This is a genomic window from Sphingomonas pituitosa NBRC 102491, assembly GCF_001598435.1.
GTDB lineage: Bacteria > Pseudomonadota > Alphaproteobacteria > Sphingomonadales > Sphingomonadaceae > Sphingomonas > Sphingomonas pituitosa.
Window position 1 is genome coordinate 1 of record NZ_BCYY01000047.1, and the last position, 10,551, is coordinate 10,551.

The following is a 10,551-nucleotide window of genomic DNA, read 5'->3' on the forward strand; positions in this document are numbered from 1 at the left end:
GGCGGGTGCGCACCGAAATAGCTCGAGCCATAGCCGCCGATCTCTTCCGCGCCGTACGCGACGAACAGGATGCCGCGCTTGCGGCTGCCCTTAGCGGCGAGGGTGCGGGCGAGTTCGAGCACCGCGGTGGTGCCCGAGGCATCGTCGTTGGCGCCGTGCATCACCGTGCCGTCGCTCTGGACGCCGAGGTGATCGAGATGGGCGCTCAAGAGCAGCACGCCCGCCTTGGGATCGGTGCCCGGCAGCCAGCCGATCGCGTTGGTGGTGGTGGCGACCTTCTCCTCGATCGGCACGGTGAGCGCGACCTTCACGTCGTTCTGCGCGGCAAGGGCGTCGAAGGCGGCCGCCGGAACCACGACGATCGAGGGCGCGGGCTCGCGCGGCTCGCTGCGCAAGCCGCTGGGCAGCCGCGGTTCGCCGTGCAAGCCCTTGATCATGGCCTGGGTATCGGCGCTCTCGCGAATCAGCAGCAGCCGCGGCGTCTTGAAGGACCTGGCCAGGCGATAGAGCTGCATCGCGGGCATGTCGCCGGTCACCAGCATCACCGGCGCGGGCGCCATCTTCGACATCGCCTTGGCGGGGGTCAGGCGCGCGACGCCCTCGCTGCCGGTACCGTCGCCGACCAGCAGCACCGCGCCCGGCACGGCCACGCCGTTGGCGGTGAGCGTGATCGGTGCCTTGAGCTTCAGCCGGACGATCTCGGCCTTCTGGAGATAGCCGTCCATGCCGGGTGCCGGCTGAAGGCCGAAGCCGCGGAACTGGGCGGCGACATAGGCGGCGGCGATCGCTTCGTCGGGCGTCGCGCTGGCGCGGCCGCGCAGTTCGTCGCCGGCAAGGAAGGTCTCGTGCGCGCGCACCCAGTCGGCGCTGACCTGCGCCTGTGCCGGCACCGCCAGCACGCTCGCGGCGGCCCATGCCGCCAGCAGCAACCCACGCTTCATTCGCCATCCCCCATTTGGTTCGGCAGGGGTGATGGGCCAAGCGGGCGCGGCGCGCAACCGGCGCCGCGCCCGCTAACCGTCAGAAGAACAGCTTGCGGATGCTCAGCCGCACCGCGCGACCGGTGGGATCGAGCAGGTCCGGCTGGTAGTTGAGCGGCACCGCGCCGGTCTGGTCGGTCACGCGCTGGCGCGTGTTGAGGATGTTGGTGACGCCCAGGCTCACCCGCGTGCCGCGCAGCCAGGGGTGCGCACGCACCAGCTTGATCTGCCGGCCCATGTCCGCGAACAGCCGCAGGTTGAACGTGCCGAGATCGCCGAAGTCGAGGCGATTGGTCTGGTTCAGCCCGGTATAGACGCTGGTGCTGCTCTGCCATTTGAAGCCGAGCCGCACGCCCACGCCGTCCTTGGTGATGCCGGCCTGGGCGTCGATCTGGTGCGCGGGCTGGCCGCCCGCATTGCCGGCGGCATCGCCGTTCAGCAGGTCGAGGATCGGCACGCCGTCGCGAATCTTGATCTGATTCTTGAAGTACCAGGTATGGTAGAGGCTGAACTGCAGCCGGCCCGCGAGCGCACCGTTAGGCCCGCCAAAGCCGCGACCGCCGCCCGGCCGGCCACCGCCGCCGGCACCCGCGCCCGCGCCACCACCGGGCGCGCCCTGCGCCCCACCCTGCGCCGCGCCCGGCGGCGGGCCGAACAGGCTGCCGCCGAAGGGCGAGCGCGGCGGCTGGCCGTTCTGGCCCCGCTGCTGGCCGAACAGTCCGGCCTGGCCCTCGGGCGGCAGCGGCTTGCCCGACGCGACCGCCTCGGCGCGCGCCTTCTCGCGCTGGGCGCGCAGTGCGGCGATCTTCTTCTCGAGCGACGACTTGATCGGCAACGAAAGGTTGAAGCCCCAGCGCAGCTGCTGGGTGTTGTTCTCGGCGAAGTTCACCGCGCGATTGTCGATGGTGACCAGTTCGTCGGTGTCGGGATCGCGCACGAAGCGGCTCGGGAAGGCCGCCTCGATCGCCGCCGTGGCGGCCGGCAGGGTGGCGATGTCATTGCGGATGCGGGTGCTGACATAGTCGGCGCGGAAGGACAGGTCGGCCTTCTCCAGCGGACGCAGCTCCAGCCCCAGCTTCATCACGTGCCGGCTTTCGGCCTGGAGCAGCGGGTTGCCGCCGGTGATCGTGGTGATCGTCACCGTCTGGCCCGTGCGATAGTCGAACACGCGGGTATTCGGGTTGGCGATCTGCGGCCCGCCAAGCTGCGCGGTAGTCGGCGCATTCTCCGCGTCGGTCCAGGAGGCGAGGAAGCGCACCGGCTTGAACGGCGACCAGTTCACACCGTAGCCGGTCGTGGTCAGCGTGCCGAAGTCCGACAGGTGCTGAACGGCGATATTGCCGTTGATCGTCAGGTCGCCCAGCGGCTGCAGCACGTCGCGGCGGCGGCTGGCGATCGGCAGGTCGATGTTCAGCTGCGTGCTTGCGATGTTGCGGGTGAGCGGCCTGGTCGGCTGCAGGACGCCGCCGCGGAAGTTCGTGCTGTCGAGGCCGCTGAGGCTGCCGCCGATCCGCAGCGACGTCGATACGTCGCCGGCCGGCAGCTTGAACAGCGGCCCCCGTAGCAGCGCATCGACATTGCCGACGTTCGAGGTCGATTCGCCCCGATCGGCCGGGCGCGCCGCGCCCAGCGCATCGAAGCCGCGATCGGTGATCGTCTTGCTCTCGGTGCGATCATAGTTGCCGGTGAGCGACCAGCTCCAAGCGCTGCTCCACGGCAGGCCGTCGCCGTTCAGCGTGGTGCCGAGATGCGCGGTGATCGTGCGGTTGCTGGCGGTGAGCGGGCTGGGATCGCCGGAGAGCGCGAGCGGCGCCCCCGTCTGCGAGAGCGCGAGGCCGCGCAGCGCCTCGCTCTGCTGCACTTCCAGCGTGCCGTTCACCGTCGCGCCGACCTTCTCGTTCAGGTTGCGCGCATAGCTGCCGTTGATCGTCAGGTCCTGGCTGGGAGACACCAGAGTGCGGTACGGTGCCTGGTTGACGCCGCTGCCGTCGTTGAACGTCGGCTGCACGTTGCGCTCGCTTTCCAGCAGCCCGGTCGTGCCCTGGTACTTCACGTCGAGATTGACGCGGCGATCGCGGTTGATCTTGAGGATGTCGGCCTGCACCTCCTGGGTGCTGTTGCCGCCCTCGGTCGGCACGCCGCCTTCCAGTTCGGTGGTGAGCGCACGGAAGCGCTCGCGCAGCACGAAATTGACCACGCGCTGGTCGGCCGAATAGCCGAACTTGAGCGCCACTTCCTCCGGCAGGATGTCGACGCGCTCGATCGCCTCGGTCGGCAGGTCGCGAATCTCGGCAAAGCTGGAGATTCGGCGGCCGTTGAGCAGCACCACCGGCATGCCGCTGCCGCGCCCGCTGCCGGTCTGCGGCGCGAGTTCGGTCAGCAGGTCGGCGACGGAGGATACCGCATAGGCGCGGATATCGGCCTGGTTCAGCGTGATCTCGGGCGGGATGTCGCCCTTCACCGCGCCGCGGGGCTCGCTGGCGGTGATGACAATTTCCTCGTTATAGGGGTCGCTCTCCTGCGCCGGTGCCTGGGCGGGCCGGCTGCTCGGCTGCTGCTGCGCCACCCCCGAGGTTTGTGCGTGCGCCACCAGCGGCGATGCGCTTGCCAACAGTCCCGCCAGGGTGGTCCCCAGTCGCTTCATCCTTGTTCCATCCCTTGTTCGAATCAGAAGCGGGCCCGCAGGCCCGCTTGTCGCTGCTCGGCGGGTACGACGCACATGTCGCAAAACTGTGCCGGATTGTCGGATAAATTGTCGCGCATGGGGCGCGGATACGAAAATGGGGGCCGAAGCCCCCATTTGTCTTTATTCATGGTGCGGTCGAGAAGACTCGAACTTCCACGGCCTTTCGGCCACAACGACCTCAACGTTGCGCGTCTACCAGTTCCGCCACGACCGCACGTGAATTTCCGCCGGCATTTTCATACCAGCGGCTGGTAAGGCAGCGGCCCCTAGCAAAGGGAATCGGGGCTGGCAACCCATGATGTGCAGCTTTCTTGGCGCAACGCTTGCGCCTATGCCGCCGGCCATGTCCGTCGCCATGCCGCTCGCCGCCGAAACGCGCCGCCTCCTCGCGCTCGCCTGGCCGGTGATGCTCACCAGCCTGAACTGGACGATCCTGCATGTGACGGACGTGGTGGTGGTCGGCCTGGCCGGCACCCACCAGGTGGCCGCGCTCGGCGCGAGCCGGACGATCACCTTTCCGGGAATCGTGATGGGGCTGGGTGCGCTCACCGGCATCCTCGTCCATGTGTCGCGCGCCGACGGCGCGGGCGACCTGCGGCAGACCGGCCGGGTGCTGCACGAGGGCCTGCTGCTCGCCTTGCTGCTCGGCCTTGCCAGCATGGGCATCCTGATGGGCTTTGCGGCGCCGCTGCTCGCCGGGGTGGGGGTGGCGCCCGATCTGCTCTCCGCGACGACGCCGGTGGTGCAGGTGATGGCGCTTGCCTACCCCTTCCAGCTTGTCACGATCGCGACGAGCTTCTTCCTCGAGGGGGTGAGCCGGCCGGCGCGGGTGACGGTGGTCAACCTCGCCGTGCTGCCGCTCAACGGGCTGCTCGCCTGGCTGCTGGCAACGGGCGCGTGGGGCTTTCCCGCGCTGGGCGCGGTCGGCGCCGCCGCAGCCACTGCGATCGCCTCCGCCTTCGGCGCGGTCGGCATGCTCGTCGCCGCCTGGACCCTGCCCCGCGCCGAGGCACGGGGGGTGCGGCTGCTCGGCGACTGGGGACGGGCGGAGACCTGGCGCGGGGCCTGGGCCCTGGCCAGGTTCGGCGTCGTCCCGGCAATCGCCTCGGGGCTGGAACTGGTCGGTTTCTCGATCCTGATCGCGCTGTCGACCCGGCTGGGCGAGAATACCGCCCATGCCTTCCAGATCGTCTTCTCGATCCACAACGTCACCTTCGCGGTGGCGCTGGGCCTGGGATCGGCTGCGGGGGTGCGCGTCGGCAATGCAGTGGGCGAGGGCATGCCGCAGGCGGCGGCGGGCCGCGCCGGCATCGCCGCCGGGCTGGCGGCGCTGGCGACGGGCCTGCTGGCGCTGGCGCTCATGTTCGTGCCGATGCTGGTGGTGGAGCGCTTTCCGGCGCCCGTTGAGGTTCATGCGCTTGCCGCGACGATGCTGCTGCTTTGGGCGCCGTTCATCCTGTTCGACGGGGTGCAGGTGGTGTTCGTCTACGCACTGCGTTCGCTCGGCGACCAGGTGGCGGCCGGCGTCAACGGCATCCTGGCATTTTTCGTGGTGACCGGCGGGTTCGGCCTGTGGCTGGTTCAGGCCGGGTGGGGCGCGACGGCGCTGGTGCTCGCCTCGGGCCTGGGGATGGTCGCGGCGGCGCTGCTCGACGGTGGCCGCCTGCGCGTCGTCACCCGTCGAGTTCGCTCACGAAGCTGAGCTTCACCGACTTGGCGCCGTTCGGCACATCGACCTTGGCGCCATTGAAGTCGAAGCCGGTCTGCGGCGCGAGCGTGCGGATCGGCGGGGTGATCCGCCAGCTATACACTTCGCGGCGCTCCGCATCGAGCAGCTGGATGCGGATATCGGGCACGTGCTGCGAGGCGCCGGTGTCGTTCAGCACCTTGCCCGAGACGATGAACAGCTTGCTGCCGTCGGCGCGCGCCTGCAGCGCGACATTCTTCTCGCTGAACACCAGCGCGGTGTTCGCCCCGATCGGCAGGCCGAGCTGGGTCAGCACCTGCGGCGCCTTCCAGTAGAGCAGCGCGGCGGCGCCCAGCACCACCGACACGAGCGCGACCAGCGCGGCGATCGTCCAGCGCAGGCCGCTGCGCCGGGATGGGGCCGGGGCGTCGAACGGATCATAATCGGCGACGGGCTCCGGCCCGCGCGCCAGGCTGGGCGGCGGCAGCGGGGCGGGATCGGCGGCAGGCTCGCGATTCGGGAGCACCGGGGCAGCGGCGGGCGTGGGGGCAGGCGCCGGGGCGGACAGCTCCAGCGGTGCGGCCGACTGGAACCAGCTATGCTTGCAGTTCGCGCAGCGAACGGTCCGGCCGTCGGGGCCGATCGCCGAATCCGGTACTTCGTAGCGCGACCCGCACTGGCTGCACTCCAAGATCATGCCCATACCCCCTGGTACCCGCCCGACACGCGACGGACAGGCGAGTCTAGCGGGGCCGATTCGGGCCAGCAAGCGGCTTGGGACGGGCGGCGGCTTGAGCCACACCGGGGCCTGTGCGATGGCGAGCCGGTACCACCGCGAACAGGAGGCCGGACCGCACGGCGCATGGGCAACATCGTGCACTTCGAGAATGTCGGCCTGCGCTATGGGACCGGACCGGAAACGCTGTCGGACGTGAGTTTCACGCTGACGGCGGGCGGATTCTATTTCCTCACCGGCGCGAGCGGCGCGGGCAAGACCTCGCTGCTCAAGCTGCTCTATCTTGCCCAGCGGCCCACGCGGGGCGCAGTGCGGCTGTTCGGCGAGGATGCGGGATCGCTGCCGCGCGCGCGGCTGCCGGGCTTTCGCCGACGGATCGGCGTGGTGTTCCAGGATTTCCGGCTGCTCCCCCAGCTCTCCGCCTATGACAATGTAGCGCTGCCGCTGCGGGTCGCCGGCGTGCGGGAGAGCGAGATCGAAGCGCCGGTGCTGGAGATGCTCGCCTGGGTGGGGCTGAGCGCGCGAGTCACCGCCAAACCGCCGACGCTCTCGGGCGGCGAGCAGCAGCGCATCGCCATCGCCCGCGCGGTCATCGCCCGGCCCGAGATCCTCGTCGCCGACGAGCCGACCGGCAACGTCGATCCCGACATGGCCGACCGGCTGCTGCACCTGTTCGAGGCGCTCAACCGGCTGGGCACCACCATCGTCGTCGCCACGCACGACATGCACCTGATCGGCCGCATCCCGCGCGCGCAGCTGATGCGCGTCGAGAAGGGGCGGCTGGTCGATCCCAGCGGCCTGCTCCGCCATCCGCCGGGGGCGGCATGAACGGGTATCGGCGGCGCGCCGCGATCGACCTCAGGCTGCTCGGCGAAGGGCAGCGCAGCTGGGTGATGGCTGGAATCATGGCGATCATGCTGTTCCTCACCGTGCTGGCCGGCGCGCTGGGGCTGGGCGTTGCGCGGTCGGCCGGCGGCATCGACCGTCAGCTCGCCGGCCAGCTGACCGTGCAGCTCGTCGAAGCGGATGCAAGCGCGCGGGATGTGCGCGCAAGGGCGCTGGTCGCTGCGCTCGGCAGGGTGCCCGGCGTTACGCGGGTGCGGGAAGCCGATCGGGCCGAGCTCGCGGCGCTGCTCAGGCCCTGGCTCGGTGATGCCGGGCTCGATCCTGATCTGCCGATGCCGGTGCTGATCGACGTGACCGCCAGCCCCGGAGCTGCCGCGCAGGTGGCGGCCGCCGCCCGCCGCGTGGCGCCTGCGGCGCGGGTAGACGGCAGCGCGCGCTGGCTTTCGCCGGTGCGCGGCCTGCTGGCGACCCTGTTCTGGGTAGCCATCGCATTGGTGCTGGTGATCGCGGCCGCCACCGCCGGCGTCGCCCTGCTCGTCGCCCGCGCGGGCCTGGACACGCACCGTGATACCATCGACGTGCTGCATATGCTCGGATCGACCGATCTCCAGGTGGCACGCCTGCTCCAGCGCCGGATCGCCCGCGACACGCTGCTCGGCGGTGCGCTCGGCACGCTCGCTGCGCTGGCGCTGGTCGCCTTGTTCCAGACCCGGCTCGCGCTGACCGGATCCGAGGTGCTGGGCGGGGCGACGCTGGCGCCGGTCGACTGGACGCTGCTCCTTCTGCTGCCGATCGGCTTCGCGCTGCTGGCGACCGTGGCGACGCGGATGACCGTGCTGCACACGCTGGGGCGCAAGCTGTGATCCGGCGCTTCTTCTTCCTCCTGGTCCTCCTCGCGTTCGCATGGGCTGCGGGCTTCGCGCTGTTCCTGTACAATCTGGGTCGACCGCTCGGCGCGCATCGTACCGATGCGGTCGTGGTGCTGACCGGCGGGCCGGGGCGAATCCAGCGCGGGCTCGATGCGCTCCGCCGCGAGGATGCGAAGCGAATGCTGGTCAGCGGGGTGAACCCCGATGTCCGGCCGCGCGAGCTCGCGGCGCAGTTTCCGGCCGACCGGGCGTTGTTCCGGTGCTGCGTCGATCTGGGGCATGAGGCGGTGGATACCCGCTCCAACGCCGACGAGACCGGGCGCTGGGTGCACGAACATGGCTATCACAGCGTCCGGCTGGTCACCTCGGACTGGCACATGGCGCGCGCCCGGCTGGAGCTGCGCCATGTGCTGCAGGGCGTGACGATCCTCGGTGACGGCGTGCCGAGCCGGCCGGGCTGGCGGATGCTGCTGCGCGAATATCACAAATATCTGGTGCGCCGGGGGGCGCTCCTGCTGGGGGTCGATTGATGGACGCGCTGCGTACCTGGGGGTTTCGGATTTTCTTCTACGGCATGTCGATCGTCATGGTGCTGCTGGTACCGATCGCCGCGCTGTTCGGGACGCGGGCGCTGCGGGCGCACGCCAATTGCTGGGCGTGGCAGCTGCAATGGCTGGTGCGGACGATCGTCGGCGCGCGGCTGCGGATCGAAGGCAATGTTCCGCACGGGCAGCTGCTGTTCGCCGGCAAGCATGAAAGCTATTTCGAGGCGCTGGAGCTGACCCGGATGCTGCGGTCTCCGGCGACGGTGATGAAGCGCGAGCTGACCAGGATCCCGCTCTGGGGCTGGGCGGCGCAGCGCTACGGCACGATCGTCGTCGATCGCGAGGCCAATGCCACCGCGCTGCGCTCGATGATGCGCGAGGCGCAGAAGGCGCGGGCGACCGGGCGTTCGGTGCTGATCTTCCCCGAAGGCACGCGCGTACGCCCGGGCGAGGCGCCGCCGCTGCGCTCGGGCTTTGCCGGGCTCTACCGCGCGCTCGACCTGCCGGTGGTGCCGGTCGCGGTGCAGAGCGGGCACGTCTGGCCGCGCAAGGGGCTGATGCACAAGGGCGAGATCGTGTTCCGATTCGGCGAGCCGATCCCGGCCGGGCTGCCCCGGCGCGAGATCGAGGCGCGGGTCCATGCCGCCATCAACGTGCTGAACGGATAAGCCTGCGCCTCAGCGCGGCCGCGTCCACAATCCTGCCGGGCGCGGCGTCGGCGCGCGTCGATAGGCCGCGGCCCAGGCGCGGGCGATCGCCGCCAGCTTCTCGCCGCCGGAGGTGGTGGTGCGGCTGTCCCAGGCGTTCGGCCCCCGCGCGCGCACCTTGCGGGCGATGCCGCCATAGATGTCCGCTGCCGCCAGCACCGCCCAGGCCGAGCGGAACGACAGCGCCGCCGCGCCGCCGCGCGCGCTGATCTCATAGCCTTCCGCGCGATCGGCGAGCCGCGTGCCGAGAATGGCGAGCGCGTTTTGATCCGCCAGCGGGTTTGCGGGCGTCAGCCCCACTTCGGCGAGCCAGTCGGACGGCAGATAGCAGCGCCCGGCCTCGGCATCCTCGCCGATGTCGCGGGCGATGTTGGCGAGCTGGAAGGCAAGGCCGAGGTCGCAGGCGCGATCGAGCACCGCGTCGTCGTCGGGCGCGACGCCCATCACCACCGCCATCATGCAGCCGACCACGCCGGCGACATGGTAGCAATAGCGCAGCAGATCGTCTTCGGTCCGCGGGCTCCAGCCGTCCGCATCCAGCGCGAAGCCGTCGATCAGATCCCACGCAAAGCGGTGCGGCATGCCGGTCTCGGCCGCGACGATGCGCAGCGCGTCGAACGCGGCGTCGCCCACCCATGCACCGGCCAGGGCGGCGGCGGTGCGCTCGCGAACCTCGGCCAGCCGTGCCGCCGGATCCTCGACGCGGGTCATGCCATGGCCATGGTCCTGGCCGTCGACGATGTCGTCGCAGCGGCGGCACCAGGCATAGAGCAGCCAGGCCCGCTCCCGCGTCTTCGGATCGAACAGCTTGCTGGCCGCGGCAAAGCTGCGCGAGCCGCGGGCGATCGACTCGCCCGCGGTCGCGACGATCGCATCGCGGCCGGGAAAGCGCATTACAGCTGGTCGCGCCGCAGCTGCGCGATCGGCACCACCGGCTGGGCATCGCCCATCTTGGTCAGGAGCCCGTCGATCGTGCTGTCGACCAGCAGCAGCCCCTGATGCTGCGGCCGGACGAACCCGACCGCGCCCATATGCTCCCAGAACTCGACCAGCTTGTCGTAATAGCCGGCAATGTTGAGCAGGCCGATCGGATCGGCGTGATAGCCGAGCTGCGCCCAACTCATCGCCTCCCACAATTCGTCCATCGTGCCGGTGCCGCCGGGCAGGTTGACGAAGCCGTCGGCCAGTTCGGTGAAGCGCGCCTTGCGCTCGTGCATCGTCTCGCAGACTTCGAGGGCGGTGAGCCCGCGATGCGCGACCTCGGCGTTGACCAGCAGGGTTGGGATGACGCCGATCACTTCGCCGCCGGCTTCCAGCGCCGCATCGGCGACCGCGCCCATCAGCCCGAGGCGGCCGCCGCCATAGACGACGCCGATGCCGCGTTCGGCAAGGGTGCGGCCCAGCGCGCGGGCAGCTTCGATATAGACCGGATCGGCCGGGCTGGCCGAGCCGCAATAGACGGCGATACGCTTCATTTCATGCTCCTGTGGCGGGG

10 protein-coding genes and 1 tRNA gene are annotated in these 10,551 nt (G+C 70.4%); 5 read left to right on the top strand and 6 right to left on the bottom strand.

All coding sequences use genetic code 11. From position 1 onward, the window contains the following. The 3 genes from SPI01S_RS21200 to SPI01S_RS21210 all read right to left on the bottom strand — a co-directional run. On the bottom strand, nucleotides 1–941 hold a 941-nt coding region (locus tag SPI01S_RS21200), incomplete at its 3' end, for a M28 family peptidase (protein WP_066727298.1). A gap of 79 nt (nucleotides 942–1,020) precedes the next feature. After that, a complete protein-coding gene (locus tag SPI01S_RS21205) occupies nucleotides 1,021–3,624 on the bottom strand; it encodes a TonB-dependent receptor (protein WP_066727300.1) in 2,604 nt (867 codons plus the stop codon). A 169-nt stretch (nucleotides 3,625–3,793) separates the two neighbouring features. Beyond that, nucleotides 3,794–3,880, bottom strand: a tRNA-Leu gene (locus tag SPI01S_RS21210). Nucleotides 3,881–4,009: 129 nt separating this feature from the next. Between SPI01S_RS21210 and SPI01S_RS21215 the strand changes: the two genes are divergently transcribed. Then, a complete protein-coding gene (locus SPI01S_RS21215) occupies nucleotides 4,010–5,368 on the top strand; it encodes an MATE family efflux transporter (protein WP_066727309.1) in 1,359 nt (452 codons plus the stop codon). Here SPI01S_RS21215 and SPI01S_RS21220 read toward each other — a convergent pair. Then, nucleotides 5,340–6,050 (bottom strand): zinc-ribbon domain-containing protein, encoded by a 711-nt coding sequence (locus tag SPI01S_RS21220; protein ID WP_066727310.1) that lies wholly within the window; start codon nucleotides 6,048–6,050, stop codon nucleotides 5,340–5,342. The two genes, SPI01S_RS21215 and SPI01S_RS21220, sit on opposite strands and share 29 nt — an antisense overlap. A 165-nt stretch (nucleotides 6,051–6,215) precedes the next feature. Here SPI01S_RS21220 and ftsE point away from each other — a divergent pair, with 165 nt between their 5' ends. From ftsE to SPI01S_RS21240, 4 genes are read left to right on the top strand one after another with little or no spacing between them, the layout of a single operon-like run. Further along, nucleotides 6,216–6,917: a cell division ATP-binding protein FtsE gene (ftsE, locus tag SPI01S_RS21225; RefSeq protein ID WP_066727301.1), complete on the top strand. Its 702-nt coding sequence runs from the start codon at nucleotides 6,216–6,218 to the stop codon at nucleotides 6,915–6,917. Continuing rightward, nucleotides 6,914–7,798: a cell division protein FtsX gene (locus tag SPI01S_RS21230; RefSeq protein WP_066727302.1), complete on the top strand. Its 885-nt coding sequence runs from the start codon at nucleotides 6,914–6,916 to the stop codon at nucleotides 7,796–7,798. Before ftsE ends, SPI01S_RS21230 begins: the two co-directional genes overlap by 4 nt. Then, on the top strand, nucleotides 7,795–8,334 hold the full coding sequence (locus SPI01S_RS21235; protein ID WP_066727304.1) for a YdcF family protein: 540 nt from the start codon (nucleotides 7,795–7,797) through the stop codon (nucleotides 8,332–8,334). The genes SPI01S_RS21230 and SPI01S_RS21235 overlap by 4 nt, the downstream gene beginning before the upstream one ends. Beyond that, nucleotides 8,334–9,017 (top strand): lysophospholipid acyltransferase family protein, encoded by a 684-nt coding sequence (locus SPI01S_RS21240; RefSeq protein ID WP_066727305.1) that lies wholly within the window; start codon nucleotides 8,334–8,336, stop codon nucleotides 9,015–9,017. The genes SPI01S_RS21235 and SPI01S_RS21240 overlap by 1 nt, the downstream gene beginning before the upstream one ends. A gap of 9 nt (nucleotides 9,018–9,026) precedes the next feature. Here SPI01S_RS21240 and SPI01S_RS21245 read toward each other — a convergent pair whose 3' ends face one another. Next, entirely contained in the window at nucleotides 9,027–9,950 is a 924-nt protein-coding gene (locus SPI01S_RS21245) for a phytoene/squalene synthase family protein (RefSeq protein WP_066727307.1), read from the bottom strand. Then, complete coding sequence (locus SPI01S_RS21250) at nucleotides 9,950–10,531, bottom strand: LOG family protein (protein WP_066727308.1); 582 nt, start codon at nucleotides 10,529–10,531, stop codon at nucleotides 9,950–9,952. Before SPI01S_RS21250 ends, SPI01S_RS21245 begins: the two co-directional genes overlap by 1 nt. Between the last annotated feature and the right edge of the window lie 20 nt (nucleotides 10,532–10,551).